The sequence below is a fragment of the Nocardiopsis sp. NPDC049922 genome (genome assembly GCF_040660275.1).
Lineage (GTDB): Bacteria > Actinomycetota > Actinomycetes > Streptosporangiales > Streptosporangiaceae > Nocardiopsis.
In genome coordinates this window covers 1-26472 of record NZ_JBFAME010000030.1, presented here as the reverse complement: position 1 = coordinate 26472, position 26472 = coordinate 1, and the positions used below count along the sequence as shown (strand labels likewise).

General features: G+C 70.6%; 24 protein-coding genes. 12 read left to right on the top strand and 12 right to left on the bottom strand.

What is annotated here, in order from left to right:
* Positions 1 to 82 precede the first annotated feature (82 nt).
* A complete protein-coding gene (locus AB0I72_RS27185) occupies positions 83 to 823 on the bottom strand; it encodes a DUF899 domain-containing protein (RefSeq protein ID WP_358573633.1) in 741 nt (246 codons plus the stop codon).
* Between the two features lie 191 nt (positions 824 to 1014).
* On the opposite strand from AB0I72_RS27185, the gene AB0I72_RS27180 reads away from it, so the two are divergent.
* Both AB0I72_RS27180 and AB0I72_RS27175 read left to right on the top strand, forming a co-directional pair.
* Positions 1015 to 1488 (top strand): SRPBCC domain-containing protein, encoded by a 474-nt coding sequence (locus AB0I72_RS27180; protein ID WP_358573631.1) that lies wholly within the window; start codon positions 1015 to 1017, stop codon positions 1486 to 1488.
* 171 nt (positions 1489 to 1659) lie between these two features.
* A complete protein-coding gene (locus AB0I72_RS27175) occupies positions 1660 to 3384 on the top strand; it encodes a pyridoxal-dependent decarboxylase (RefSeq protein ID WP_358573629.1) in 1725 nt (574 codons plus the stop codon).
* A 54-nt stretch (positions 3385 to 3438) separates the two neighbouring features.
* Here the strand turns inward: AB0I72_RS27175 and AB0I72_RS27170 are convergent, their stop codons facing one another.
* From AB0I72_RS27170 to AB0I72_RS27140, 7 genes are all read right to left on the bottom strand, one after another.
* Entirely contained in the window at positions 3439 to 4137 is a 699-nt protein-coding gene (locus AB0I72_RS27170) for an alpha/beta hydrolase (protein WP_358573627.1), read from the bottom strand.
* Positions 4138 to 4264: 127 nt separating this feature from the next.
* Entirely contained in the window at positions 4265 to 5518 is a 1254-nt protein-coding gene (locus tag AB0I72_RS27165) for an arginine deiminase (RefSeq protein ID WP_358573625.1), read from the bottom strand.
* Positions 5519 to 5530: 12 nt separating this feature from the next.
* A complete protein-coding gene (locus AB0I72_RS27160) occupies positions 5531 to 6973 on the bottom strand; it encodes a basic amino acid/polyamine antiporter (RefSeq protein WP_358573623.1) in 1443 nt (480 codons plus the stop codon).
* Positions 6974 to 7572: 599 nt separating this feature from the next.
* A complete protein-coding gene (locus AB0I72_RS27155) occupies positions 7573 to 8838 on the bottom strand; it encodes a tetratricopeptide repeat protein (protein WP_358573621.1) in 1266 nt (421 codons plus the stop codon).
* A gap of 57 nt (positions 8839 to 8895) precedes the next feature.
* Complete coding sequence (locus AB0I72_RS27150) at positions 8896 to 10218, bottom strand: UDP-glucose/GDP-mannose dehydrogenase family protein (protein WP_358573619.1); 1323 nt, start codon at positions 10216 to 10218, stop codon at positions 8896 to 8898.
* Positions 10219 to 10265: 47 nt separating this feature from the next.
* Positions 10266 to 10676 carry an NUDIX domain-containing protein gene (locus AB0I72_RS27145; RefSeq protein WP_358573617.1) on the bottom strand — a complete coding sequence of 137 codons (411 nt, stop codon included), beginning with the start codon at positions 10674 to 10676 and terminating at the stop codon, positions 10266 to 10268.
* A 58-nt stretch (positions 10677 to 10734) separates the two neighbouring features.
* Positions 10735 to 12438: an asparagine synthetase B gene (locus AB0I72_RS27140; RefSeq protein WP_358573615.1), complete on the bottom strand. Its 1704-nt coding sequence runs from the start codon at positions 12436 to 12438 to the stop codon at positions 10735 to 10737.
* A gap of 262 nt (positions 12439 to 12700) precedes the next feature.
* Here AB0I72_RS27140 and AB0I72_RS27135 point away from each other — a divergent pair, with 262 nt between their 5' ends.
* A complete protein-coding gene (locus AB0I72_RS27135) occupies positions 12701 to 14086 on the top strand; it encodes a sporulation protein (RefSeq protein ID WP_358573613.1) in 1386 nt (461 codons plus the stop codon).
* 100 nt (positions 14087 to 14186) lie between these two features.
* Here the strand turns inward: AB0I72_RS27135 and AB0I72_RS27130 are convergent, their stop codons facing one another.
* Together AB0I72_RS27130 and AB0I72_RS27125 are read right to left on the bottom strand one after the other, a co-directional pair.
* On the bottom strand, positions 14187 to 14387 hold the full coding sequence (locus AB0I72_RS27130) for a hypothetical protein (RefSeq protein ID WP_358573611.1): 201 nt from the start codon (positions 14385 to 14387) through the stop codon (positions 14187 to 14189).
* Positions 14384 to 14839, bottom strand: a complete 456-nt coding sequence (locus tag AB0I72_RS27125) for an ATP-binding protein (RefSeq protein ID WP_358573608.1) — start codon at positions 14837 to 14839, stop codon at positions 14384 to 14386. Before AB0I72_RS27125 ends, AB0I72_RS27130 begins: the two co-directional genes overlap by 4 nt.
* A 270-nt stretch (positions 14840 to 15109) precedes the next feature.
* Between AB0I72_RS27125 and AB0I72_RS27120 the strand changes: the two genes are divergently transcribed.
* From AB0I72_RS27120 to AB0I72_RS27110, 3 genes are read left to right on the top strand one after another with little or no spacing between them, the layout of a single operon-like run.
* Entirely contained in the window at positions 15110 to 15955 is an 846-nt protein-coding gene (locus AB0I72_RS27120; protein WP_358573606.1) for a helix-turn-helix transcriptional regulator, read from the top strand.
* A 12-nt stretch (positions 15956 to 15967) separates the two neighbouring features.
* Positions 15968 to 16174, top strand: a complete 207-nt coding sequence (locus AB0I72_RS27115; RefSeq protein WP_358573604.1) for a DUF397 domain-containing protein — start codon at positions 15968 to 15970, stop codon at positions 16172 to 16174.
* A 17-nt stretch (positions 16175 to 16191) separates the two neighbouring features.
* On the top strand, positions 16192 to 16437 hold the full coding sequence (locus tag AB0I72_RS27110; protein ID WP_358573602.1) for a DUF397 domain-containing protein: 246 nt from the start codon (positions 16192 to 16194) through the stop codon (positions 16435 to 16437).
* An 88-nt stretch (positions 16438 to 16525) separates the two neighbouring features.
* Here the strand turns inward: AB0I72_RS27110 and AB0I72_RS27105 are convergent, their stop codons facing one another.
* Positions 16526 to 17080, bottom strand: a complete 555-nt coding sequence (locus tag AB0I72_RS27105) for a chorismate mutase (protein ID WP_358573599.1) — start codon at positions 17078 to 17080, stop codon at positions 16526 to 16528.
* A 184-nt stretch (positions 17081 to 17264) separates the two neighbouring features.
* Here AB0I72_RS27105 and AB0I72_RS27100 point away from each other — a divergent pair, with 184 nt between their 5' ends.
* Positions 17265 to 18653 (top strand): NAD(P)/FAD-dependent oxidoreductase, encoded by a 1389-nt coding sequence (locus AB0I72_RS27100; RefSeq protein WP_358573597.1) that lies wholly within the window; start codon positions 17265 to 17267, stop codon positions 18651 to 18653.
* 91 nt (positions 18654 to 18744) lie between these two features.
* On the opposite strand, the gene AB0I72_RS27095 is transcribed toward AB0I72_RS27100, so the two are convergent.
* Complete coding sequence (locus AB0I72_RS27095; protein ID WP_358573639.1) at positions 18745 to 19491, bottom strand: hypothetical protein; 747 nt, start codon at positions 19489 to 19491, stop codon at positions 18745 to 18747.
* A 164-nt stretch (positions 19492 to 19655) separates the two neighbouring features.
* Here AB0I72_RS27095 and AB0I72_RS27090 point away from each other — a divergent pair, with 164 nt between their 5' ends.
* The 5 genes from AB0I72_RS27090 (at position 19656) to AB0I72_RS27070 (ending at position 26364) form a co-directional block, all read left to right on the top strand.
* Complete coding sequence (locus AB0I72_RS27090; RefSeq protein WP_358573595.1) at positions 19656 to 21470, top strand: carbon starvation protein A; 1815 nt, start codon at positions 19656 to 19658, stop codon at positions 21468 to 21470.
* 21 nt (positions 21471 to 21491) lie between these two features.
* Positions 21492 to 21809: a cory-CC-star protein gene (locus AB0I72_RS27085; RefSeq protein WP_358573593.1), complete on the top strand. Its 318-nt coding sequence runs from the start codon at positions 21492 to 21494 to the stop codon at positions 21807 to 21809.
* Positions 21806 to 22765, top strand: a complete 960-nt coding sequence (locus AB0I72_RS27080; protein ID WP_358573591.1) for an ArsA family ATPase — start codon at positions 21806 to 21808, stop codon at positions 22763 to 22765. Before AB0I72_RS27085 ends, AB0I72_RS27080 begins: the two co-directional genes overlap by 4 nt.
* Before the next feature lie 123 nt (positions 22766 to 22888).
* Positions 22889 to 23569, top strand: a complete 681-nt coding sequence (locus AB0I72_RS27075; protein ID WP_358573637.1) for a CDP-alcohol phosphatidyltransferase family protein — start codon at positions 22889 to 22891, stop codon at positions 23567 to 23569.
* A gap of 290 nt (positions 23570 to 23859) precedes the next feature.
* On the top strand, positions 23860 to 26364 hold the full coding sequence (locus AB0I72_RS27070) for a mannose-1-phosphate guanyltransferase (protein WP_358573635.1): 2505 nt from the start codon (positions 23860 to 23862) through the stop codon (positions 26362 to 26364).
* Positions 26365 to 26472: the final 108 nt, after the last annotated feature.

Below are 26472 nucleotides of genomic sequence, written 5' to 3'. Positions count from 1 at the left end.
CCTGGCCCGGGACCTGCGCTACGCGGACGTCGACGCGCTCTACGCCGCCGTCGGCGAGCACCAGGTCAGCCGGACGGGGCGGTCAGTCGCCCCGCTGCTCGGCATCCTGGGCCTCCATGCCTCGGCGGTTGGCGTCCAACCACCCCTGTGCCGTCTCGCGTTCGTCGTAGTTGTCGTGCCAGTTCCACCACTCGTAGGGCACGGTCTGCGGATAGCCCTCGGGCGAGTCCTCCCAGGTCTCCTGCCGACCGAGGGCGGTCATGTCGAGAAGGCTCCAGGTGCTGCCCAACGCCTCGTCGCCGCGGTTATTGATGAAATAGGTGCGGAACACGCGGTCGCCGTCGCGGAGGAACGCGTTCGTGCCGTGCCATTCGTCCACGCCGAAGTCGCGGTCGAAGTCGTCGGTGATCGTGTACCAGGGCATCGTCCAGCCCATCCGTGCCTTCAGGCGCTCGATCTCGGCTTGCGGTGCGCGCGAGGCGTACACGAGCGTGGTGTCGCGGGCGTTCAGATGCGCCAGGTGGGCGAGGTGGTCGGCCATCATGGAGCAGCCGCGGCAGGCGTGGTCCGGCCAACCGAACACCTCGGGCTCGAAGAAGGCCCGGTAGAGGATCAGCTGACGACGGCCCCCGAACAGGTCGAGCAGGCTCACCCTGCCCTCGGGGCCCTCGAACTCGTACGTCTTCTCGACCGCCGTCCACGGCATCCGCCGACGCTGGGCGGCCAGCGCGTCACGGGCGCGGGTCAGCTTCTTCTCCTCCACCAGCAGCCGCTGGCGCGCCTCCTCCCACTCCTGCGGTGAGACGATCGGCGGTGTCTTCATGGCGTGCGCCCTCCAGGTCGGTCCGGGTTCTCCGGCTCTCGCGTCCAGGGTGGGCCGTCATCCGAGCGGGCGCACGTCAACGCGCTGATCCGCGTGTCGACGGCGTGCGGGGAACAGGGGTCGCGCGCCCGCGCGCCGGACTTCGCTAGCGTGGGCGGGAACGGAAGGTCCGTGCGCGGGAGGTGGCGGTGGTGGGTGGGGCGGAGCGACGCGTCGATCGGGCGAGCAGGGCGGTTCGGGCGTCCACCGAGGCGGTCTACGCCGCGATGACCGAGCCGGAGGCCCTCCAGGCGTGGCTGCCGCCGCGGGGGATGACCGGGCGGATCGAGCGCTTCGAACCGTGGCCCGGGGGCGGTTTCCGGATGGAGCTGACCTACCTCGATCCCGGGGCCGGGCGGGGCAAGTCGTCGGAGTCGGGCGACGTCGTCGAGGTCGAGTTCGTCGAGCTGGTGCCGGAGGAGAGGGTCGTGCAGCGGGCGGTGTTCGACTCACCGGATCCCGCGTTCGCCGGGACGATGACGATGACGTGGCGCCTGACCGACCACCCGGAGGGGACGCTGGTGACCGTCGAGGCGGTCGGCGTGCCGGAGGGGATCTCCCAGGAGGAGCACGAGGCGGGGTTCGCGTCGTCGCTGGCCAACCTGGCGGCCCACGTCGAGGGTTGACGTCGCCCTCCGGAGGACCGACGACGCCCAGGATGGTCACATTGGGTTTGCAATAAGTTACACATGGTATTGGACGGTGGTGGGTGCGGCCACACCCCTCCGAGGCAATGAACGTGACGGGCGGTTCTCTCCGCCGGTCACGCTTCTCGTTCCCACAGTCTTGGAGGCGACATGGACAGCGGCACGCGCGGTTCCTCCGCGCAGATGGCGCGCACGACCGCCACGGCACCGCCGAGCATCACCGCCAGAGGCCGACGGCAGCAGGCGCTGCCCGAGTTGGACCAGTCCCGGTTCAGACTCAAACCCGGCGGGCTCGGCAAGGAACGGGCCAGAATCCTGGGCGAGTTCCAGAAGTACCTGGACTTCTACCACAGCAACTTCCTCGGCTACCAGATCAACCAGGATCTCAGCGATGTCGGCTCCGACCTGGTGAAGATGCTCGGCGTGCACACCAACAACATCGGCGACCCGTTCAAGGACGGCAACCTGCGCACCCACACCAAGCACATGGAGCGCGCGGTGCTCGCCTACTACGCGGACCTGTGGGGGATCAGGCCCCACGACGAGAAGGACCCGGAGAGCGCGTGGGGCTACGTGCTGAGCATGGGCTCGTCGGAGGGCAACATCTACGGTCTGCTCAACGCCCGCGACTTCGTGTCCGGCAAGTACCTGCTGATGGAGCGCATGGAGCCGGACAGCCAGATCCCGCGGATGGCCATGGCGCAGGCGGAACCGGTCGGGGACAACCCGAACGCCACCGCGCCGGTGATCTTCTTCTCCCAGGACTCCCACTACTCGGTCGCCAAGAGCGCGCACACGCTCGGGATCCCGACGTTCGGCGAGATGGGCAACGACCCGGCCCGGGACTACCGGCAGGACGCCAAGGCGGTCATGGGCACGGAGGCCTGGCCCACCGAGGTCCCGTCCCACCCTGACGGCGACATCGACCTCGACAAGCTCACGGCCGCGGTGGACTACTTCGCGCGGAAGGGCCATCCCGTGGTGGTCGTGCTCAACCTGGGCACCACGTTCAAGGGGGCCTACGACGACGTCGAGGCGGCCGTCCGCAAGCTCGGCGAGGTGTTCGAGGAACGGGGTCTGTACGACCGCCGGTTCAGGGTCCGGCGCGGCGGGAAGGAGGAGGAGATCACGCGCGACGGGTTCTGGATCCACGTCGACGGCGCACTGGGCGCCAACTACGTCCCGTTCCTGGCCAAGGCGGGGATCGAGGTCCCGGAGTTCGACTTCCGGCTGTCCAGGCCGGGGGTGAGTTCGATCGTGGCCAGCGGGCACAAGTACCCCGGCTGTCCGTGGCCGTGCGGGGTGTTCATGACCCGGCGCAGACTCCAGCTCCAGCCGCCGCCCATGGCCGAGTACGTCGGCTCTCCCGACACCACCTTCGCCGGTTCGCGCAACGGGTTCTCCGCGGCGGTGCTGTGGAACTTCTTCGCCAAGCACTCCCACGAGCAGCAGACGGAGATGGCCGAGGGCTGCCACGACATGGCCGAGTACACCCTGAAGCGGCTGAGGAAGAAGGTGGAGCCGAGACTGGAGAAGCGGGGCTGGGACCCGCTGGAGAGCGAGTTGACCGGTCACTCGCTCAGCGTCCGGTTCCGCGCGCCCGTCGAGAGCATCATCCGGAAGTACTCCCTGGCCACGGTCACCGTCCCGGCCGGAGGACAGCAGGTGAAGACCTACGTGCACCTGTTCACCATGCCGCACGTGACCAAGAAGCTGATCGACCAGCTGATCACCGACCTGTCGCGCGACGACGCCTTCCCGAAGACGGCCGTGCGCCCGATCGCCCCGCAGGCGCTGATCCCGGCGCAGTACACGCCCGAGGAGGAGACGGGAGTGCTGCACGCGGTCGCCATGACCGATCGCGGCTTCTCCTGATCCGTGTGGGGCCGGGGGCCGGGGGCCACGGCTCGGACGTGTGCGTGTCCGGGCCTACCCCTCGGCCGCCTCGACGAGGATCCGCGCCAGCTCGCGGGGCCGGGAGAACATCGGCCAGTGTCCGGTGTCCATCGTGACCAGGGTCCAGTGAACGCTGGTCAGCAGGGCGGCCACGTCACCGGTCGGCTCGTCGCCGTCCAGCAGGCACTTGACGTACGTCGCCGGGATCTCACCGAGCGGCCGGTCCAGCACCGCCGGTTCGGCCAGGGAGGCGCCCGGGTGCGGCGTCGAGCCGTCCACGATCCGTGCGACCTGCTCATCGGTGAGGTCCTGGCCGTCGAAGTCGGCCGCCGTCAGCGGCGCCCAGAAGCCGCCGCCCTCGGCGATCGCGGCCTCCAGCCGCTCCGGCCCCTCCCACCAGGTGGAGACGAACGACTCCCCGTCGGCCGGGACGTCGGCGTCGACCAGGACCACGCGGGCCAGCCGGTCGCCGATCCGCGCGGCGGCCTGACCGACCGGGATGCCCGAGTAGCTGTGCCCGACCAGAACGACGTCGCGCAGGTCGAGCCGCGCGACCTCGTCGACGATGTCCTGGACGTGGGTCCGCTGCCCGGCGGGGACGTCCCGCTTCTCCGCGAGGCCGGACAGGGTCAGGGGGTGGGCGCCGTGACCGGTCGCGCGCAGCTCCGGCACCACCTCGTCCCACGCCCAGGATCCGAGCCACGCTCCCGCCACCAGCACGAAATTCGCCATGGCGGCACCGTAGCGGAAGGGGCCGACGTCACAGGAATGCGGACGGCCGATCGCGGCCTCGGGCGGGCCGCGCGGGCGCCCCGGTCCGGATCCGGCGCCGCGATCGGGGCCGCGCGTCCGGGCGGGCTCAGTCCAGCGGGTCGCGGGCGATCGGACAGGTCATGCAGTGCCCGCCGCCGCGCCCGCGGCCGAGCTCGGCGCCGACGATGGTGACGACCTCCACCCCCGCCTTGCGCAGCGCGGCGTTGGTCAGCGTGTTGCGGTCGTAGGTGAACACCACGCCCGGCTCCACGGCGACGGCGTTGTTGCCGCTGTCCCACTGCTGGCGTTCGGAGGCGTAGACGTCGCCGGCGGTCTCCACGACACGCAGACGGGGCAGGCCCATGGCGTCGGCGACCACGTCGACGAAGCGGGCGTCCCCCTCGTCGGTGACCTCCACGCCCGGAGCCCGGTCGGACGGCCGGAGGGAGAAGGCGCGGATCCCGTCGACGATCGCCGGGTGCACGGTGACCAGGTCGCGGTCGGCGAAGGTGAACACGGTGTCGAGGTGCATCGCCGCGCGCAGACGGGGCATGGCGGCCACGACGACGCGTTCGGCCGCCCGGGCGTCGAACAGGGCCCTGGCGAGCTGGGTGATCGCCTGGCGGGAGCTGCGTTCGCTCATCCCGACGAGGAGGGCGTCGTTGCCCACGGGCATGACGTCGCCTCCCTCCAGGGTGGCCCGCCCCCAGTCCCGCTCGGGATCTCCCCACCACACGGTCGAGTCCGCCAACTCCGGGTGGAACCGGTAGGCCGCCTTCATGAGCAGGGTCTCGTCGTGCCGGGCGGGCCAGTACAGCGGGTTGAGCGTCACTCCACCGTAGATCCAGCAGGTGGTGTCGCGGGTGTAGAGCGTGTTGGGGAGTGGTGGAAGCAGGTATTCGCGGTCGCCGTGGCACCGCTGGGCGATCGACGCGTCGTCCGTCCGGAAGTCGGGGGGAAGGTCGGAGACCGCCAGGCCGCCGAGGAGGTGGCGGACCAGCTCCCGGTCGGAGAGGGAGTCGAGGTAGGCGCGCGTGCCCTCGACCAGGCCCAGCCCGACCTGGTTGGGGACGATCGTGCGGTCCAGGAGCCAGGTCCGGGCCCCGGGAACGGCCATGGTCTGTGCCAGGAGGTCGTGCAGCTCGACGACCTCCACACCCCGGTTGGTCAGCTTGTTCACGAAGTCGAGGTGGTCGCGCTGCGCGGCCTCGACCCACATCACGTCGTCGAACAGCAGGTCGTCGGCGTTGGTGGGGGTCAGGCGCTCGTGGGCGAGCCCCGGGGAGCACACGAGGACCTTGCGCAACCGTCCGACCTCGGAGTGGACACCGTGCGCGGGTGCGGTGGATTCGACTGCCATGCGCTTGCCTTTCTACAGGGTGATCCATCCGGCGCCGAGGCCGACCAGGCCGATCACCGCTCCGACCACCACCACGGTGAACAGGGTGAACTCGCGGGCGGAGAACACCCGTTCACCCCGTTCGCGCCGGGTCCGCGCGAACAGGATCGTCGCGGGGACGTAGAAGACGCAGCCGAGCAGCACCAGTCCCAGCCCCGCCGCGTAGACCAGGAAGACGGTGTAGACCGTGGCCACCAGGGCGATCGCGAGTTCGCGGCGCCGCGTGGCGGGACGGTCGTCGGCGTAGGTCTCCTTCGTCACGGCGAGCTTGACGGCGTAGGCGGCCGCCAGGAGGTAGGGGATCAGCGAGAGCGCGGCGGTCAGGTTGAGCGCGAAGTCGAACGCGTTCGCGGAGAAGAGCGTGATGACCAGGACGACCTGGGAGAGCAGCGTGGTGAGCAGCAGCGCGTTGACCGGCACGTCCTTGTCGTTGGACTCGGCCAGGAAGCGCGGCATGTCCCGGTCCTTGGCCGCGACGAACAGCACTTCCGCGGCCATGAGCGTCCACGCCAGGTAGGCGCCCAGGACCGAGATCAGCAGCCCGACGCCGACCAGCGCGCCGCCCCACGGGCCGACGGCGGCGGCCAGGACCCCGGCCATCGACGGCTGGGGCAGCTCGGCGAGCTCGCTCATCGGCAGGATCCCGTAGGACACGATCGTCACCGAGGCGAAGACGGCGAAGACGCTGAGGAACCCCAGGACCGTGGCGCGCCCGACGTCGCTCCTGCGTTGGGCGTGCCGCGAGTAGACGCTCGCGCCCTCGACGCCGAGGAAGACGAACACCGTGATGAGCATGGTCCCGCGCACCTGCTCGAACAGCGATCCGGTCTGGTCGGCGCCGGTGAGGTTCCGGGCGAACACCTCCGGGTCGAGCAGGAAGGCCGCCAGCAGCACGAAGACGAGGATCGGGATGACCTTGGCGATCGTCACGACCCGGTTGATCGCGGTGGCCTCCCTGATGCCCCGCTTGATGAGGTAGTAGAAGAACCACAGGCCGATCGTCGACGCCAGGGCGGCCACGAACCCGCCTCCCGCGAGGAGCCCGGGGAAGACGACGCCGAGGGTCGACATGATGAGGACCCAGTAGGTCACGTTGCCGACACACGCGCTCGCCCAGTACCCGGCCGCGGAGAAGAAGCCCACGAACTCGCCGAACCCGACCTTCGCGTAGGCGTACACACCGGCGTCGAGGTCGGGCCTGCGCAGCGCCAGGCTCTGGAAGACCAGGGCGAGCGTGAGCATGCCCGCTCCCGCGACCACCCACGCGATGAGCGCGCCGAGGACCCCGGTCTCCTGGGCGAAGCGCTGGGGGAGGGAGAACACCCCTGCGCCGATCATGGACCCGATGACCAGGGCCATGAGACTGAGGAGGCCGACCTTCTCCGCGCCCTTCGCGGTGTTCCGCTGCTCTGTCAACTCGCCGGAGCCCTTCTACGCGCCGCCGTTCGGCAGGTGCCGTGGGACTGTTCACGCTCGCTCGGTGATGCTCGCAGTGATACTTCCCGTGTTCACGGCAACACGCTGGGCGCCCATGGGCGCACTGACGGATCGTCGGCAACGGTGCTGAGCCGCACCGGCAGCCCAGAAATCCGTGTCCGGCACGGCACCGAGTACCGGAACGGGACTCAGTTCGGCCTGTGGGCGTGGTAGTAGCGCGTGATGTCCTCTGGCTTGTGCGTCCGCTCCTCCGTGTCCCCCACCAACAGCAGAAAGCCCCGGCCGAGAGGGTGCGGATTGATGATGAAAGGTCCGTCCCCGTTCTGGGACCACACCGTGGATCCGATATCCACCTTGACCCCGTCCTTCGTTTTCCATGCCATGGGCCACTGGTTAGCACGGGAGCCGACGCACAGCCAGGCTTTGAGATGTACGTCACACTCCGAGGTCGGTGCGCCAGTACACGTCCAGGCCGACGGCGAGGTAGGCCTTGCCCCCGAGGGTGGGTTGTTCGGTGACGTCGGCGGCCCACAACCGCTTGAGGATCGCTCGGCGTGGATCACAACGACGAACACGCTCTAGGAGCCAGCGGCGATCGCGCGCAGACGTGCCTCGACGTCGGCGGATCGGTGGTCGCCGTGGTCGCGGAAGTGATCCAGGGCGGCTCTCAGCGCCGCACCGGCCTGAACCGGATCGCCGAGCCTGGCGAACGCCTCGGCCAGGCCGGTCCGGGCGACGGCGAGGCTGTCCTCGTCCCCGTGTTCCCCGAACACCGTCATGGCGGCACGGTACGTCTGGACCGCCTCCTCCGCCCGGCCCAGTTCCGTGAGGACGCGTCCGAGCGTGCACCGGGCCCAGGCCACGCTCCAGACCGCGCCGATGCCGGTGAACACTCCGATGGCGGCCTCGCAGTCGGTGCGTGCCTCCTCCAGGTTGTTCGGGTCGGCGGCGACGTCGGCCAGACTGAGCAGAGCCATCGCCTCGCCACGACGTTCTCCCGCCTCCCGGAACACTTCCAGCGCGCGTCTGAGGTGAACTGTGGCCGATCCGTCGCGCTCCCCGCGCTGCCAGGCCACCACGCCGAGCTGTCGTTCGGCGAACCCCTCCACCCAGGGATTCCCCGCGACGGCATTGGCTTCGAGTGCGGATTCGTACGCCTCGACCGCTGCGTCGAGGTCGCCCAGCAACCATTCGGCGTCCCCCAGACCCAGGTGGTTGCGGGCCAGCCCGAAGGTGTCGTCCGCCCGCTCGGCGGCTCTGATGCCGAGCCGGTGCATGTCCCGCCACTCGTGCCAGAGCCGGTGCACCTCGAACAGCGGATAGACGGAGGCCGACAGTTGCCAGGCCGTGTCGTCATCGCCTCGTTCGAAAGCCGCGCGTTGGGCCGCGAGGAGGTTGGCGCGCTCCTGTTCGAACCACGCCAGCGCCTCCCCCACCGTCGCGAACTCGGGGAGCGGCGCGTCCTCGGGTTCGCCTTCCACGGTGGGGAAGTGCGGGTGCTCCGCCAGCTGTGCCCTGGCCGCGGCCCGCAGGTACCAGCGCGCGACGCGGCGGACGGCCGGGTCGGCGGTGTCCGGTTCCTCCTCACGCACACGCTCGACGGCGAAGAGGCGCACCAGGTCGTGCAGTCGGTAGCGGTCCTGGCGCATCCGTTCCACCAGGTTCGCGCGTGTGAGTCGGTCGAGCAGACGGCGTGCCTCGGTGGGCGTCGTGTCGGTGAGCGCGGCGGCGGAGGCGCTTGAGAACTCCGCTCCGGGGTGCAGGCCCAGCAGCCGGAGGAAGCGCGCGGAGTCCGGGGCGAGGGTGCGGTACGAAGCGGTCATCACGGCGCGTAGATCGCTCAACTCGTCCTCCTCTTGGGACAGTTCGTTCGGCTGGGCCCTCGCGATCAGAGACCTGATCTACGCCTCGGACTCTCCGATACCGATGGTGCGCACCTGCCATCCGGCGTTCTTCCATCGCTGCCGGTCCAGGCCTCCGCGTGCGTCCAACAGGCGTGGGGAACACGCTCGGTGCCCGATCGTCCGTGGGTCGATCCGCGTGAACTCCGGCCAGTCAGTCAGGTGCACCAGCAGATCGGCGTCGGTGACGGTGTCCTCGGCACTGTCGGCGTACCCCAGGTCGGGGTAGGTTTTGCGGGCCCGGTCCAGCGCCTGCGGGTCGAACACCGTCACCCGTGCCCCACGCACACGCAGCCGTTCAGCGATGTCCAGCGCGGGGCTGTCGCGGATGTCGTCGGTTCCGGCCTTGAACGCCGCACCCCACACCGCGATCCGTGCCCCTGCCGCCACGTCGCACATGCGCTCGGCGGCGTCGACGACCTCGGTCCGGCGGCGCGCGTTCACGTGTTGGACCCGCTCCAGCAGACCGACGACCAGGTCGGCTCCTGTCTCTCGGGCGGTAGCGGCGAAGGCGCCCACGTCCTTGGGGAGGCAGCCGCCCCCGTACCCGGGGCCGGGCCGCAGTCCCTGACCGCCGATACGTGCGTCGAACGACAGGGCGTGGGCGAGCTGGAAGACGTCGCCTCCGGCGTTCTCGCACATCTGCGCCATCGCGTTGATGAAGGAGACCTTGGCGGCCAGGAAGGCGTTGGCGGCGACCTTGACCAGTTCGGCGGTGGCCAGGTCGGTGACCAGGAACGGTGTGCCTGCGGTGAGTTGGGTCCGCCACACCTGGCGCAGGGCCTTCTCCACGCGGGGTGAGTCGGTGCCCAGCACGATCCGGTCGGGGTGGAGGGTGTCGGAGACTCCGTGCCCCTCGCGGAGGAACTCGGGGCTCCAACCCAGTTCGACGTCGTCTCCGGCGGGGGCGAGGCGGGCCAGCCGGGCGGCGGTGGCGGCTGCGGTGCCGACAGGGACGGTGGAGCGGCCGATCACTGTGCAGGCACGTGTGAGGTGGGGTGCGAGGCTGTCGACCGCGCTGTGCAGGTAGCTCAGGTCTGCGGCGTCGGAGTCGGGATGGGCAGGGGTGCCGACACAGAGAAAGTGCAGGTCGGCGACGTCTGCGGCGTGGGCGTGGGAGGTGGTGAAGCGCAACCGCCCGTCCGTGTGATTGGTGGCCAGCAACTCGTCGAGTCCTGGCTCGTGGAAGGGTGCTGTGGCCTGGTTGAGGGCGGCGACCAGGTCGGGATCGGTGTCCACTCCGATGACCTGGTGGCCGAGGTCGGCCAGACAGGCGGCGAGGGTGGCTCCGAGATAGCCGCAGCCGATCACGCTGATGTGCATTCGGTTTCCTTCCCGATGGCGGTCCCGCCACGGGCAAGGACCGAGGGTCAGTCCCAGGTGGCGGTGTACCGGTCGATGGTGTCGCGGATGAACGGGGGGATGGTCAGTGTGTCCAGGTGCGCGGGGGCGACCCAGTCGAGCTTGATCCCTTCGGCCAGGGGCAGGGTGTGGGCGTCGCCGTCCCAGGTGGCGGCGAACACGGTGACCAACTGGCCCGAGCCGTGGGTGTCGGGGACCTCGAACAGTTCGGTGAGGCCTTCGACGGTGAGGCCCGCTTCCTCGGCCAGTTCGCGCACGATCGCCGCGCGGGGGCTCTCGTCGGGGTCGCAGCCTCCGCCGAGCACGGACCAGTGGCCGGGCCAGGCGATGTCGGGGATGTCGTCGCGCAGGTGGAGGAGGAACTCGCCGCGTGTGTTGGTGATGAGGGCGACGGCTCCGCGGGGCTGCTCGGTGTCCATCCGCCCACGGTAGACAACCTCCGTCCCAGGGGGCCTGTGGGGTGGGGTGTGTCGGTGGTCATGCGACCTGAGGGAGTGAGGTGGAGGTGAGCCAGTGCGCGGTCATGAGGGCGTGGACGCGGGTGCGGTTGAACCCGCCCCGGCGTACCAGTCCGGAATGGAGGAGCGCGGCGACGTCTTCGGGGGCCTGGTCAAGGGCCGTGGTGATGGTCTGGTCGGTCCAGGGGGCGAGGGGGCCGGTCAGCCAGTCGGGCAGGGGTGAGGCGAAGCCGATCTTGTCGGTGCTGGCCCAGATCTGTTGGGGGACGCCGAGTTCTCGGGCGGCGTCGCGGAGGATGCGCTTGCCCTGGACGGGGCGGGCGATCTTGTGTTCGGTGGGCAGGCGGTGGAAGAACTCGACCAGAGGGCGGGCGAGGTAGGGCGAGCGGCGCTCCAGGGCCAGGGAGGAGGCGAGCTTGTCGCTGGTGGCGACCAGGGGCCGCCAACTGGTGGCCAGGTCGATCAGGGTCAGCGCCCGACCCAGGTCTGCGTGGGCGGCCTTGAGGCCTCCTCGCACGATGGAGCGCACACGGTGGTCGGGGTCGGGGCCCCGGAGGATGAGGCGGGTGACGGTCTCGACCGCGTCCAGAGGCGCGTCCGCTGAGGAGATGAGTTTGGCGGCGAGCGGTCGGTAGGCGTGCATTCCGGCGTCCATGACGGTGGTGGGGCCGAACAGGGCGAGGGCGTGGCGGGCGTAGCCGAGGAGGAACTCATCGGGGCCCAGCCCGCCGATGACCACACGGAGTCCGTGGTCGGCGATGCTCCGGTAGGCCATGTACTCGGGGAAGGTGCTGGCGTTGCCGACCGGGTAGTCCAGGGCACGGACGATGTCGGGCAGGTGGCGCTGGAAGTCGTCGGGTTGGGGTTCGACGACGATGAGGTCCGCACCGATGTCGGAGGCCACGCGGCGCGCGATACGGGATTCGTCGAACCGGTTCTGGCCCGGGTAGCGGACGGTGACGCACACAGGTGGACGCATCAGGTAGGCGAGCAGCGAGGAGTCCAGGCCACCGGAGAGCAGGAGGGCGTAGTCGCCGTCGGGGCGGCGCATCGGCACCTGCTCGGTCAGCAACCGTGTGGTCAGGGCGGTGGAGTCGCGGTAGGGCAGGTCGATGGGGTCGCCAGAGGGCAGGTTCCACCAGCGATGTTGCTCGATCGAACCGGTCAGGGCGTGGAACTCCAGAACCGTCGCGGGAGCCAGGAGTTGGATGCCCTGGTAGGGGGTGTCCACGCCGGTGGGGGTCTCCAGGGCCGTCATCTCGGGGCGGAACACCACGGGCGCGGGGCCGTAGCCGGTGAGGCTGGTGACCTCGGAGGCGAAGGCGAGCCGTCCGCCGTCCAGTCGCCAGTAGAGCGGTTTCTCGCCCAGGCGATCGCGGACGAGGAAGAGACGACTCTGCCGCGGGTCGTAGACGGCCAGGGCGAACATGCCGTCCAAGTGGACCAGGCAACCGGTGCCGAGTCGCGCCCAGGCGCGGAGCACGAGGTGGGCGTCAGTCTCGTTCTCGGCCAAGGGGATGTCCCAGCGGCGGGCGCACTCGCGGTAGTTGTAGATCTCGCCGTTGAGGGCGAGCAGCAGGCCGGTGTCGGGGTCGGTGTAGGGGCCGTTGGGCGCCTCGGGGTTGACGATCCTGAGGATGTTCATCGACATGACCGCGTGCTGGTCGCGGGTCGTGAGGTGGGTGGTGCCGTCGGGGCCGCGGTGGTGCTGGGCGGAGCCCATGGAGGCGACCGTGGTTGTGTGCAGACCTGCGTCGGATCCGGCCAGGCCGGCGATTCCGCACATAAGTCCTCCGGTTGCAGGGGCCTTCCGGGAGCGAATAGGGGCTTCGCGTGGAAGGTGAGCGAAGGTCAGGGCTTTCAGCCAAGCAGCGCGGACAACCCCTGAGGAGGGCGCACGAGGGGGCGCATGGATCACGCAGCGGGTTCACAGTGCCCAGCGCAGCGACTACGTTCGGTGCACGACCCGATGTGGAGGCAGTCACATGGGACACTCCCCCAACACCGCGCTGCGGGACCTAATCGAGCTGTCCGGGGCAAGCCGCAAGGCGTTGGCTCACCGGATCAACGAACTGGCCGCCGCGTCTGGTCACGCGACCTCCTACACCCACACGTCGGTGGCCAACTGGGTGACGCGCGGCATGGTGCCCCGACCTCCCGCACCGGAGCTGCTGGCGCGGGCGTTGTCGGAGCGGCTGGGGCGGCCGGTGTCACTGGCCGAGATCGGTCTGGGCAACGCGGTGCGGATCGGGCAGCATGTGGGGTTGGAGTTTCCCCGTCCCCTGCCCGCCGCGATCGGTGCGGCCACCGCGTTCTGGAGCAGCATGGACCGCCGCACGTTCTTGTCCACCGCCTTTACCGCCACCGCCTTCGGACCGCCCACCCTGCGGTGGATGTCCCAACCCGCCGACGAGGCAGCAGCGCACAAAGGCGGCGGGCGCAGGATCGGGCGAGCCGACATCGCCGAACTGGTGGAGATCGGCGAGCAGGCCCGCCACGCCGACTCCCGGTGGGGCGGCGGCAGTCCCGGTGTGTCGGTGGTGGGGGCGTGCCTACGGGATGTGGCCGCGCCCATGCTGCGCGGCACCTACACCGACCAGGTCGGCCGGGACCTGTTCGCCGCCACCGCCGCGCTCGGCCGTCTGGCCGGGTGGACCGCCTTCGACAACGGCGAGCACGCCCTGGCCCAACGCCACTACGTCCAGGCCCTGCGTATGGCCCGCGCAGCCGGGGGCGTTGACCTCGGCGGCTACGTCCTGGTCTGCATGGGGCTGCAGGCATCCCTGCGCGGCTTCCACGACGAAGCCCTGGACATGGTCGAGGCCGCCCTGTCCGCCACCCGCACCACCGCTTCGCCTCGGGTGCGGGCGTTCTTCCACCTCATCGAGGCCCGCGTCCACGCTCGCACGCAACGTCCCCGAGCGGCCGGTCGCGCGCTGGCCGCTTCGGAGAACCTGCTGTCGGTGGCGGGGAACCGGTCGGGGGATGATCCCGGGTGGATCGACTTCTACACCCACGCCCGACTGGCCGCTGACGCGGTCGAGATCCACCGGGACCTGGGCCAGCCCCACCTGGCGCTGGAGTGGAACACGCGGGCGAGCATGCCCACCGACCGCTTCGCCCGCTCCTACGGACTGCGCCTGGCGGTCCTGGCCACCGCCCACGTCCAGCAGGGGGACCTGGACGCCGCGCTCCCCGCAGCGAACGAGAGCGTCGACGTGCTCTCCCGGGTGCGCAGCCGCCGCGCGGTCGGCTATCTGCACGACCTTGCCCACCGCCTCAGCCCCCACGGTGGGAAGCCCGAGGTTCGGGAGACCATCCGGCGCGTCATCAGCGGCCAGAGCCCTCAACCAACGACTCCGCTCGCCTGACCGGGTATCGGGAGGTGGTCTCGGCACATTCACGGTTCATCGTCATGCCTTGGACGGTGGGGCGCCGCGTCCCCTGCGCGCGGCGCCCCCGGTGTTCTGGCTATTCGAGCGCGCGCCGCAGGGCGGTCGCCGAGGTGGCGGTGACCAGGTCGGGCGGACAGGGACAGCGGCGGCGGATCAGGGTCGCGGCGAACAGCGGGCGTCCGGCCTCGTCGTGGAGTTCGCAGATCAGGTGGTCGGGGAAGTCGGCGCGCAGCCGTGCGACCTCGTTGCTCGGGTAGAGGGCGTATCCGGGCGTCATCGCTGGGCCCCCGCGTGGATCGGGTTCGGCGACGGGGCCGCCAACTCCCGGGGCTGGTCCCACTCCAGGATGAAATACACCGAGGGGCCGGATCGGGTGCGCTCGACGCCCCAGGTCGTGGCGAGGCTGTTGACGAGGAACAGGCCGCGCCCGTGCTCGGCGTAGGGGTCGGCGGGCACGACCTCCAGGCGGGGGAGGGCGGGTCCGTCGGTCGTGCGGACGGCGACGCGCAGGCAGTTCGCGTACATGAAGACGGAGACGAGGAACGCCCCGCCGCTCCGACCGGTGGGGGCGTGCAGCAGGGCGTTCGTGGCGATCTCGCTGAGGATGAGCAGGGCGTCATGGCGGGCCGCCCTGGGGACTCGGGCCAGGTCCAGCCGCTGCCACAGCCAGTCCCGGGCCTCCTTGACGGAGGTCAGGGTGCTGGGGAAGCGGCCCAGGAAGCGCCGCATCTCGGGGTGATTCGGGGGTTTGTGTACGGGAGCGCTACGCTCGTTCACAGGTCCTCACCTGTCCCTATCAGGTTCGAGGGCTCAGGCCCCGCCGTGCGTTGCGACCGCACGGCGGGGCCGTTCTGTTGGTGAAACCCATGCGCGGCAAGGTTCATGCAAGTACGCTTGCATCAAGTCCGTGCATAAGTCACTGACTCCATGTGTACTGCATGGGGTGGCTGCTTGCCAGTGCTTTGAGGGAATCCGACTCGGAAATTCGGGAGACGTGTGATGCAGCAACGCAGGAGAACTGTGCGAGGTCGCAAGCTTTCATCGGAACTGCGTCGTCTTCGTGAAAAGTCCGGAATGTCTGGAGAGCAGGTCGCTGAACGCCTCGGTTGGTCGCAGTCCAAGGTGAGCCGTATCGAGACCGGGCGAACCTCAGTTCAGCCGAAGGAACTGAGGCGATTGCTGGACCTGTACGGGATTCCTGAGGAGCGGCACGGCCGCTACGTCGACCTGCGTAGAGGCGCCAAGGTCAAGGGTTGGTGGGATGACTACGCCGACGCGATTCCGCGCGACTATGCGAACTACATCGAACTGGAGAACGAAGCGTCCTCGGTCGCGATCTTCACTCCCCAGGTTGTGACGGGGATCCTTCAGACAGAGGAGTACGCACGGGAGATCATCCAGGCCGCCCTGTTGTTCTCCCCGCCGGGAGAGGTGAAGCGACGGATCAAGGTGCGTATGGAACGGCAGGAGCGGTTCCTCTCAGACGAGAGTCGAACCTTGGATGTGGTTCTGGACGAAGCGGTGCTGCGACGGCAGATCGGTACCTCGATGACGATGCGGGAACAGCTCCTGCACCTTCTTGTGCTGATGGGGCGGAGCAACATCAACCTGCAGGTGCTGTCGGCGTCATCCGGGGCGCATCCGTCAACTGCGGGTGAATTCACCATCCTTGGGTTCCCAGGGGAGGATGATGACGATGTGGTTCATGTGGAAGCCATGACCAGTAGTCTCTACGTCGAGGAGGAGGCTCAGGTCTTCTACTACAGGTTGGCCTACAACCGGCTGTGCGAGCTGGCCTTGTCTCCGGCCGAGTCACGAGCGTTCATCGAGTCACTGGTGGAGTGAACTCTCCACCCGATGGAGGGGAACCGTCACATGTCCAGGTCGTATCCCGAGCCACGACACTGGCGGAAGTCGTCCTACAGTGGGAACGGACCTACCTGTGTGGAGGTCAGGGACATCGCGGATGGTTTGGCGATGCGTGACTCTCAGCAGCCTGAGCTTGGACACTTGACGTTCACCTCGAACGAGTGGAAGGTGTTTCTCACCTGCCTCAAGGCTTAGCGAAGGTGCGTGGCTACATGTTCGGAGTTCTGGTCTGGCGGAAGAGTAGTCATTCGAAAGCCAGCGGTGAGTGTGTCGAGGTCGCGAACTGGCGAAAGAGCAGCTACAGCGGCGCTGGCAAGGAGTGCGTCGAGGTGGCGGACGTCGGGTCGCGTTCGCTCGTGCGCGACTCCAAGCAGCCTGAGCTGGGCCATCTGACGTTCGCCTCGGGGGAGTGGAGCACCTTCGTCTCCTCCCTGAAGGGCGCGGCGAACCGCTCCTAGCCGTTGACGAACGAGCCCCGGGAACGCGCGTTCCCGGGGCGTCGTCGTGTGGTCGGCGGGACCACTGTGCCGGGCGCGAAGCTCCCGGTCAGTCGCAGACGGAGGGCAGCGCGCGCACGAGCCCGGTCGTGTGCAGCGGGTCGAACCCGTACCCCGCGGCGACCCGGTGGGTGTCCCTGGCCAGGGTGTCGAAGCAGCCCGGCCGGGACCGCGACTCCTCGGTGGCCTTGAGCTCCTCCACGAGTTCGGCGGTGATCCGGTCGAGCAGCGGGCGCAGCTCGGACAGGTCGGGCTCCTGGAGCGGGGCCCGGCTCGGGTCGAGGCGCCACTGGGCGATCAGCCCGCGCTGCACGAACTTGTTGGCCTCGATCTGGTCCCGCATCACCGCGGTCGCCACGCGCGGGTCCAGCCTGGCGCGGCGGGCCTGCCGGGCCACGGCGACCAGGATCTGCTCCTCGCGCTCCGGATCGTCGATCTCGGCGCCCGCGTGCCACTTGGCCGCCGCGACCGCCTCGGCGACGGTGACCCGCTCGGCGGACAGCTCCACCAGGTCCCCGAGGTCGCCCAGCTCACTCGCTCTGGCGGGAGCGGCGAAGAGGGTCGCGGACAGGGCCAGGGTCACGGGGAGCACGAGCGCACGCACGGTCGTTCCTTGGGATCGGTGGTCGAGGGACTCACGAATCTAACAGAAAGTGTCTGCGTGATATCCGCTTGTAACCGCGATGTGGTTCGGGTGTGTGCGGGCCCACGTCGGGGTGTCGACCACAGGAGTGTCCATTTGTGCACATAGGGTCACGATCGTTGGTTGGCACAGGAGAGGACACGCGATGGCTGACCCGGCAGACGTCAGTGAGGAGACCGCCGAGGAACCGGTCGCCGAGGAGCAGGGGGCGCGGGAGGTCGCACCGCGCGGCCGTGAGGCCGGTCCCGGGCGGGGGCACACCATCGTGGTGGGCGCCGGGATGGCGGGCCTGGCCGCCGCGAACCGGCTCGCGGACGCGGGCGAGCGCGTCACCGTGGTCGAGGCCCGGGAGCGGACCGGCGGGCGCGTCCACTCGATCCGGACCTGGGAGGGGTTCACCATCGACGCGGGCGCCTCCTGGATGCGCGGTGAGGAGAACAACCCGCTCGCCGTGCTCGTCCGCGAGGTCGGCGCCAGGACCGCCGTGTTCAACCGCTCCACCGAGACCGCCTACGACCCCAAGGGCCGCAGACTCCTCTTCGACCGCCACCGCCGCAACATGGAGGACGTCAACCTCCTCCACGAGCACATGTACTGGGCCAACGTCGGCGCCGACCCCAGCGAGTCCATGGAGGAGGGCATCCAGCAGGCCCTCTACGACGCCAACCTGGTCCGGGCCCGCGCCCGGGACGCGAGCGAGATCGTCCACCGGATCATCGAGGCCGACCACGGGGCCGACGCCTCCGAGGTCGCCTTCAGCGCCGTGGCCGCGCTGCACGAGTTCAGCGGCGACGACGTCGTCTTCCCCGACGGGATGAGCGAGCTCACCGACCACCTGGCCGAGGGGCTGGACGTGCGCCCGCACCACGTCGTGCTCGGCGTCTCCCACGACGACGACGGCGCCTCGGTCCGCGTCCAGACCCCCGACGGAGAGGAGACCCTGACCGCCGACCGCGTCGTGGTGACCCTCCCGCTCGGCGTGCTCAAGACCGGACAGGTGGAGTTCGCGCCGGAGCTGCCCGAGGACAAGCGCGTCGCGATCGAACGCCTGGGCAACGGCCGCCTGGAGCAGCTGTTCCTGCTGTTCGACGAGGTGTTCTGGGGCGACGCCGAGGTCATCGTGCACCTGGGGACGGAGGAGGGCGCCTGGTTCCACTGGTTCGCCGGACAGCGCATCCGGGGCGTACCCGTCCTGGTCTGCCGCAACGGCGGCAACGCGGCGAAGTTCCTGGCGCGGATGGAGGAGGGGGACGTCGTCGAGCACGCGATGGCCTCGCTGCGCTCCATGTTCCGCAGGGCCCCGGACCCGGTCGACCACCACCTCACGCACTGGACGGACGACCCGTTCGCCCGTGGCGCCTTCTCCTTCACGGCCGTCGGATCGGGGGACCGTGACCGCGAGGCGCTCGCGGCCCCGGTGGCCGACCGGCTGTTCTTCGCGGGGGAGGCCACGGAGATCGAGAACACCGCCACCGTGCACGGCGCGCTGCTGTCCGGCCTGCGCGTGGCCGACCTCATCCTGGGCGAGGAGTAGGCGGGGGCGGTGGCGCCCGTCCCGTCGCACCGGAACCCCTGAGGGAGTCCGCTCGGGCGCCGTCCTCGGCCGAGGCGCCTCTCGGAGTCCCTCAGCGGACGAGGCGCCGCTCGGCGGCGCTGATCCCCGCGCGGCACGCGCGCTCCACCTGCCGGTGGTTGCGCAACCGCTCGAACAGCCCGAACGGCCGAGGGTCCGGGTCGGGTCCGCCGTCGGCCCCGGTGACGCTCAGCGTCTGCCCGTCCAGCGTCCCGCTCCGGCTCCAGCGCTCCCAGCGTTCGTAGTCGGGACTGGCGTGGTGGCCGAAGACGAACGCCGCCTCGCCGACCCCGTCCGGGTCGAGGCCGTCGCGCAGCCACAGCTCCACCTCGTCGCCCACGCCGCGGGACCAGTCCGCGGCGGTGACCACGTCCACGCTCACGTCCGCGTCGACCTCCCGCACCAGCAGCGCGTCGCTCGGGCGCGTGCGCGCGGGGATGTGGTGGACGCGCTCGACGTCGACCAGACTCACCACGGCACGCGACATCCACCACCAGTTCTCCCGGCGCGCCATGAGACTGCCCGCGCGCAGCCGCGTGGGCGGATGCTTGCGCACCTCCTGTTCGACCAGATCACCGCCGAACTCCGACCCGTCCAGGTCGAGGCGGACCCGGATGCGGCCGACGGCGACCAGGGTCGGTTCGTCGGGTCCGGCGGCCGTGGTCAGGCAGAACGCCGCGCGGTTGAGGAGGGAGTCGACGACGGACAGGTAGGCCAGCGGGAGCGCGACGCAGGGGTGGTCCCCCAGCAGCGGAACGACCGGCACGCCGACGGGTCCGTCGTCGGACAGCCAGCACATCTCACCAGTGGGGGAGCGGCGCCACGCCGTGTCCACATCGTGCACATCGAACCTTTTCCGTGATGTGAGTCTCATGCTAATTTCTCGGGACTGTACCCGCATCCCCCAGCCGAAAGCACCCGCGGGTCGACCGCAGCGCGGGTGCCGACCTGCAAGGAACACCCATGCCTGCCGTGGCCGTCCTCCTCGGGGCCCTGGCGCTGTTCGCGCTCGGCTACCGCTTCTACTCCGTCTACCTGGCCAAGCGCGTCTACCAGCTGGACCCGGCCTTCGTGACCCCCGCCCACACCTACCGGGACGGGGTGGACTACCTCCCCACCAACAAGCACATCGTCTTCGCTCACCACTTCATCTCGGTGGCGGGCGCCGCACCCATCGTCGGCCCCGCCATCGCGGTGTTCTGGGGGTGGGGACCAGCCCTGCTGTGGGTCGTGCTGGGCACGATCTTCGCCTCCGGCGCGCACGACTTCGGATCGATCGTGGTGTCGGTGCGGCACCGGGGCCGCAGCATCGGCACGCTGGCCAGCGACGTGATCAGCGCCCGCGCCCGCATCATGTTCCTGCTGATCATCTTCTTCCTGGTGACCATGGTCAACGCCGTGTTCGCCGTGGTCATCGCCGGACTGTTCATCGCCAACCCCGCGGCGGTCCTGCCGGTCCTGGTCACCGTCCCGCTGGCGATCGGGGTCGGCCAGGTGGTCTACCGCCGCCGCACGGCCGCCCTCATCCCGTCGGTCATCGCGCTGGTGATCGTCTACGCCTGCATCCCGCTCGGCCAGATGGCGCCGATCACCGTCGACCCGATCGCGAACGCCTTCGGCGTCGACGCGTCCGTGGTGTGGATGGTGTTGCTGTTCGCCTACACCTTCTTCGCCTCGCGTCTGCCCGTGTGGATGCTGCTCCAGCCCCGCGACTACATCAACCAGCACCAGATGCTGCTGGCGCTGGCCGTCATCATGCTCGGCGTGGTCGTCGGCATGAACACGATCGAGGCGCCCGCCTTCCGCAGCGGCCTGCCCGAGGACTCGCCGTCGATCTTCCCGCTCCTGTTCATCACCATCGCCTGCGGCGCGGTGTCCGGCTTCCACAGCCTGGTCGCCTCCGGGACCACGGCCAAGCAGCTCGACAAGGAGACCGACGCCCGGTACGTCGGCTACCTCAGCTCCCTGGGCGAGGGCACCCTCGCGGTCTGCTCGATCCTCGCCTGCACCGCCGGGATCATGGTGTTCTCCGCCAACCAGGACCTGACCTGGAGCCAGCTGTACGTGGACTGGGAGGCCGCCAGCGGCGGCGCGGGCGGCCGGTTCGTGCAGGGCGTGGCCGGGTTCGCCGGCAACCTCGGGGTGCCCGAGAGCGTCGGCCTGGTCTTCGCCAGCGTCGTGGTGGTCAGCTTCGCCGCCACCACGCTGGACACCGCCGTGCGCCTGCAGCGCTACACCATCCAGGAGATCAGCACCATCGTGGCCGACCGGGCGCGCGAGGGCGGCGGCGTCCACCGGGCGTTCACCTTCCTGGCCCGCAACATCACCGTGGCCACGCTGATCGCGGTCGCCCTGCCCCTGGCCCTGGCGCTGGTGCCCGGCGACTTCGCCCTGGGCACCCTGTGGCAGCTGTTCGGCACCACCAACCAGCTGACCGCGGGCCTGGCGCTGTCGGTCATCGCGGTCTGGGTGACCAAGCGCGGCCGCAACCCGATCGCCATCCTCGTCCCGCTGGTCTTCCTCGTCGTGATGACCTCGTGGGCGCTCGTCATCCAGCTGGTCGCCTTCGCGGGCGCCGACGACCCCCTCCAGCGGTACGTGCTCGCTCCGCTGGACCTCGCCATCTTCGCCCTGGCCCTGTGGATGACCGTCGAGGCCGCGATCGCCCTGCGCCGGGCCTTCCTCGCCCGCCGGGGCGGGGCCGCCGAGCGGTCCCCCGAGGTGGACGGGGACGCGCCGGTCGAGGCCGCCGCCGAGGGGGCCGACGACGGTGCCTGACCCCCGCACGGGTGCTCCGGCGTGAGCCCCGACCGCGTCACCGCCGCCGCCGGGTCCGGCCCCCTGGGTCGGGCCTGGCGGCGCGCCGTCGTCTCCTGGCGCCGCTTCGAGGCGTTCCACCAGGCGGTGTTCGAGGCGCGGTGGGGGCACGCCCGCCAGCGCGAGGCCCGTACCCAGCAGGACACCCTGCGGGCCCTGCTCATGCTGGAGACCCTGGGAGTCGACAACCCCGTCGCCTACGAGACCCTCGACCTGATCCCGTACATGGTCGCCGACCTGCACGAGTGGCACCAGCGCCTGGGCCGCGAGGACTTCGGCGCCCCCGGAGGCTGCTGTTGACCACCCCGACCACGTCCACCGGCGCGCCCACCCCGCCGCCCCCCGCCGCGCCGATCGTCTTCGTCGGCGGCAAGGGCGGCGTCGGCAAGACCACCCTGGCCGCCGCCCACGCCCTCGCCCTGGCCGACGCGGGCCGCCGCGTCCTGGTGGTGTCCACCGACCCCGCCCACTCCCTGGGCGACGCCCTGGAGGCCCCCCTGGCCGACGACCCGACGCCGGTCGCGCCCGGCCTGTGGGCGGCCGAACCCGACGCCGACGCCGCCGTGCGCCGCCGCATCGCCCAGGTCGCCGAGGACGCCCGCCGCGCCGTTCCCCGAGAGGTCATGCCCGCCGTCCACCGCCACCTGGACCAGGCGGGGGCCAGCCCCGGCATGGCCGAGTCCGCGCTGGCCGACCTGCTCGTCGACCGCATGGAGGAGGTCGGCCAGCGGTGGGACCACCTGGTCGTGGACAGCGCCCCGACCGGCCACCTCCTGCGTCTGCTGCACCTGCCCACCCTGCTCACCCCGTGGGTGGTGGGCCTGACCCGCCAGCGCGAACGCGCCCGCAGGGCCGAGGCCCTGGCCGACGTCGTGGGCGGTGCGGACGACGGGGCCGACGACCCCCTGTTGGAGCGGCTGCACGCCCGCCGCCGCCGACTGGAGCGCGCCGCCGCCCGCCTGCGCGAGGACGCCGCCGTCACGCTCGTGACCCTGCCCCGGCGCATGGTGCTGGCCGAGACCGGGCGCGCCGTCGACCAGCTCACCGAGGCCGGGTTCCGCCTCGCGCCCGTCATCGTCAACCAGATCCCGCCCGAGGGCACGGCGGGCCCCGACGGCGCCGACGCCCTCGCCCGCACCGAGCAACGGTTCGCGCACCTGGGCGTCGTGCGCGTGCCCCTGCAGGACGCCGAGCCCACCGGACCGGACCGGCTGCGCCGACTCGTGCCGTTCCTGGGCGCGGTCCCGAGCCGGTGAGCCACCCGCAAGGCAGGTCACACCGGGTGGCGGCCGCGGTGGCGGGAAACGGCGCCGCCGCCCGCTATCGTTGGCGCTATGGGGCGATCCGGGGACGACGGCAGACGCGAGGCGGGGGGCGAGGTGGCCGGACCGGTGGTCAGTGACCGGATCTGGACGGTGCCCAACCTGTTGAGCATGCTCCGGCTGGTGGGCGTGCCCCTCTTCCTGTGGCTGGTCCTGGGGCCGCAGGCCGACTGGTGGGCCCTGCTGGTGCTCGCCTTCGCCGGGCTCAGCGACTGGCTCGACGGCAAGATCGCCCGGGCCTGGAACCAGACCTCGCGTCTGGGCACGGTGCTCGACCCGATGGCCGACCGGCTCTACATCTTCGCCGCCCTGCTCGGTCTGGTCGTCCGCGGCATCATCCCGTGGTGGCTGATGGCGATCCTGGTGCTGCGCGACGTCCTCATCCTCGGCGCGCTGCCGCTGCTGCGCCATTTCGGATACGGGCCCCTGCCGGTCAACTTCGCGGGCAAGGCAGCCACGCTGTGCCTCCTGTACGCGTTCCCCCTGCTGTTCATCGCGGGGCACACGGCGATCGTCTCGGATGTGGCGCGGATTATAGGTTGGGCGTTCGCGCTCTGGGGAACGGCTCTGTATTGGTGGGCCGGACTGCTTTATGCCGTACAGGGGCTGCGCCTGATCGCCCAGACCCGCCGCGACGAACGCGCTGATCACACCGGCGGCCGGACGGACGCCGAGGACAGCGACCCAGAGCGGCCGCCACACGGATCGACCCGATCCGACCGACCACACGACCGCTGACGGAGGAACCCGGAGCGGAGGGCGACGGACGCGCCACGGGACCGGCCCGGAAACCGGTCCGAACACGAACCGGCGGAACGGCTCACCGCGAATCCTGTCGGATCGAGAGGGAGTGTCATCTCCGCCATGAGAACATGTCCCACCGCGTGCGACGTCGCGCGCTCCCACCCCCGCCCCGCGACCCCCGACGGCGCCGTCGTACGGAGGTCCCGGCGATGACCGACACCGGCGCCCAGAGCGACCCGACCACCGAGCCCACCGCGACCGCCGACACCCCGGCCCCACCCCCGATGAAGGCCGTCGTGATGGCGGGCGGCGAGGGCACCCGCCTGCGCCCCATGACGGCCAACCAGCCCAAACCCCTGCTCCCGGTGGTCAACAGGCCCATCATGGAGCACGTCCTGCGCCTGCTGCGCAAGCACGGCTTCACCGAGACGGTGGTGACCGTCCAGTTCCTGGCGACCCTCATCCGCAACCACTTCGGGGACGGTGAGGAGCTGGGCATGAAGCTCCACTACGTCGCCGAGGAGGTTCCCCTGGGAACCGCGGGCAGCGTCAAGAACGCCGAGGAGTACCTGCGCGGCGAACCGTTCATCGTCATCTCCGGCGACGCGCTCACCGACATCGACCTCACCGACATGGTCCGGTTCCACAGGGAGCGCGGCGCCAAGGTCACCATCGCGCTCAAACGGGTCCCCAACCCGCTGGAGTTCGGCATCATCATCGTGGACGAGCGGGGCCGCATCCAGCGGTTCCTGGAGAAGCCCACGTGGGGCCAGGTCTTCTCCGACACCGTCAACACCGGCATCTACATCATGGAGCCGGAGGTCCTCGACCGCGTCGCCTCGGGCGAGGTCGTCGACTGGTCCGGGGACGTCTTCCCCGAACTGCTCAAGGAGGGCGAACCCCTCTACGGGTACGTCGCCGACGGCTACTGGGAGGACGTCGGCACGCACGAGAGCTACGTCAGCGCCCAGGCCGACGTGCTCTCCGGCCGCGTCGACGTGGAGATCGACGGCTTCGAGGTGTCCCCGGGAGTGTGGGTCGGCGAGGGCGCGCAGGTCGACGCCGGCGCCGTGCTCAAGGGCCCGCTGTACATCGGCGACTACGCCAAGGTCGAGTCCGGGGCCGAACTGCGCGAGTACACCGTGGTGGGCAGCAACGCCGTGGTGCGCGCCGACGCGTTCTGCCACCGCACGGTCCTGCACGACAACGTGTTCATCGGGCGCGGGGCCAACCTGCGCGGCGCCGTGATCGGCAAGAACACCGACGTCATGGCCGCGGCCCGGATCGAGGAGGGCGCGGTCGTGGGCGAGGACTGCGTCATCGAGTCCGAGGCCTACGTGCACAACGACGTCAAGGTCTACCCGTTCAAGACCATCGAGGCCGGCGCGGTGGTCAGCACCAACGTCATCTGGGAGTCGCGCGGGCAGCGCTCGCTGTTCGGTCCGCGCGGCGTCTCCGGCCTGATCAACGTCGAGATCACCCCCGAACTGGCGGTGCGGCTGGCCAACGCCTACGCCACCACGCTCAAGAAGGGCGCGATCGTCACCACCTCCCGCGACGTCTCGCGGGCGGCGCGCACCCTCAAGAGGGCGGTGATCAGCGCGCTGACCGCCGCCGCGATCGACGTGCGCGACCTGGAGGTCGTGCCGCTGCCGGTGGCGCGGTTCCACACCTCGCAGAGCGGGGTGAGCGGCGGCATCCACCTGCGCACGAGTCCGGGGGACCCGGAGTCGGTGGACATCCTCTTCCTCGACGGGGAGGGCGCCGACCTGTCGCCCGGGGCCCAGCGCAAGCTGGACCGGGTCTTCTCCCGCGCCGAGTACCGCCGTGCCTTCCCCGGGGAGATCGGCGAGCTGACCTTCCCGTCGCGCGGGGTGGAGAACTACTCGCACGACCTGCTGCGCGCGGTGGACACCAGCGGGGTGGCCGAGGCCGAGCTCAAGGTCGTGGTCGACTGCGCGGGCGGTACCGGATCGCTCCTCCTGCCGTCGCTCCTGGGGCGGATCGGCGTGGACGTCCTGACGGTGAACAACCGCCTGGACGAGGCCTCGCCCACCGACACCCCGGCCAAGCGGATGCGCGACCTGGAGCGGCTGGGCGAACTCGTGGCCAGCTCCGGGGCCGACTTCGGCGTCCGGTTCGACCCGGTGGGCGAGCGGCTGGCCATCGTGGACGAGAACGGCGAGCTGGTCGACGGCGACCGGGCGCTGCTGGTCGTCCTGGACCTGGTCGCCGCCGAGCGCGGCGGCGGGACGGTGGCGCTGCCGGTCACCACCACCCGGGTGGCCGAGCGGGTGGCCAGCGCGCACGGGGTCGCGGTGCGGTGGACGGCCACGGCCACCGACGAGCTGACCAAGGCCGTCCGGTCGGGGGAGGAGGAGATCGTCTTCGCCGGGGACGGCCGGGGCGGGTTCGTCATTCCCGAGTTCAGCCCGACCAGCGACGGCATCGCCGCCTTCGTCCGCCTGCTCGGGCTGGTGGCGCGCACCCGCCGCTCCGTGGGCCAGATCGACCGCGCCATCCCCCGGGCGCACCTGTACCGACGCTCGGTGCCCACCCCCTGGGCGGTCAAGGGCAGCGTCATGCGCGCCGTCGTCGAGGCCGCCGGGGACCGGGAGCTCGACACCACCGACGGTGTGCGGGTCCTGGAGGCCGACGGCGGTTGGGCGCTGGTCCTGCCCGACACCGCCGAGGCCGTGACCCATCTTTGGGCCGAAGGTCCCGACCCCGACACCGCGCACCGCCTCCTGGACGAGTGGGCGGCCGTCGTGGAACGGGCCGAGGGCTAGCGGGCGTCGCGCGGGTGCGGGCGGGGGGGCGCCCCCCCCCCCCCCGCCGGGGCACGGCGGGGGGGAAACCCCCCCCCCCCCCCCCCAACGCCCCCCAAAAAGGGCCAA

Coding starts and splice junctions, on each gene's coding strand:
- AB0I72_RS27100 (WP_358573597.1), top strand. CDS start 17,265: ATGGCTGACCCGGCAGACGTCAGTGAGGAGACCGCCGAGGAACCGGTC.
- AB0I72_RS27165 (WP_358573625.1), bottom strand. CDS start 5,518: ATGGCAGTCGAATCCACCGCACCCGCGCACGGTGTCCACTCCGAGGTC.
- AB0I72_RS27145 (WP_358573617.1), bottom strand. CDS start 10,676: ATGGACACCGAGCAGCCCCGCGGAGCCGTCGCCCTCATCACCAACACA.
- AB0I72_RS27110 (WP_358573602.1), top strand. CDS start 16,192: ATGTTCGGAGTTCTGGTCTGGCGGAAGAGTAGTCATTCGAAAGCCAGC.
- AB0I72_RS27130 (WP_358573611.1), bottom strand. CDS start 14,387: ATGACGCCCGGATACGCCCTCTACCCGAGCAACGAGGTCGCACGGCTG.
- AB0I72_RS27170 (WP_358573627.1), bottom strand. CDS start 4,137: ATGGCGAATTTCGTGCTGGTGGCGGGAGCGTGGCTCGGATCCTGGGCG.
- AB0I72_RS27140 (WP_358573615.1), bottom strand. CDS start 12,438: ATGGGCTCCGCCCAGCACCACCGCGGCCCCGACGGCACCACCCACCTC.
- AB0I72_RS27185 (WP_358573633.1), bottom strand. CDS start 823: ATGAAGACACCGCCGATCGTCTCACCGCAGGAGTGGGAGGAGGCGCGC.
- AB0I72_RS27070 (WP_358573635.1), top strand. CDS start 23,860: ATGAAGGCCGTCGTGATGGCGGGCGGCGAGGGCACCCGCCTGCGCCCC.
- AB0I72_RS27150 (WP_358573619.1), bottom strand. CDS start 10,218: ATGCACATCAGCGTGATCGGCTGCGGCTATCTCGGAGCCACCCTCGCC.
- AB0I72_RS27090 (WP_358573595.1), top strand. CDS start 19,656: ATGCCTGCCGTGGCCGTCCTCCTCGGGGCCCTGGCGCTGTTCGCGCTC.
- AB0I72_RS27115 (WP_358573604.1), top strand. CDS start 15,968: ATGGAGGGGAACCGTCACATGTCCAGGTCGTATCCCGAGCCACGACAC.
- AB0I72_RS27175 (WP_358573629.1), top strand. CDS start 1,660: ATGGACAGCGGCACGCGCGGTTCCTCCGCGCAGATGGCGCGCACGACC.
- AB0I72_RS27125 (WP_358573608.1), bottom strand. CDS start 14,839: ATGCGGCGCTTCCTGGGCCGCTTCCCCAGCACCCTGACCTCCGTCAAG.
- AB0I72_RS27095 (WP_358573639.1), bottom strand. CDS start 19,491: ATGTGCTGGCTGTCCGACGACGGACCCGTCGGCGTGCCGGTCGTTCCG.
- AB0I72_RS27120 (WP_358573606.1), top strand. CDS start 15,110: ATGCAGCAACGCAGGAGAACTGTGCGAGGTCGCAAGCTTTCATCGGAA.
- AB0I72_RS27135 (WP_358573613.1), top strand. CDS start 12,701: ATGGGACACTCCCCCAACACCGCGCTGCGGGACCTAATCGAGCTGTCC.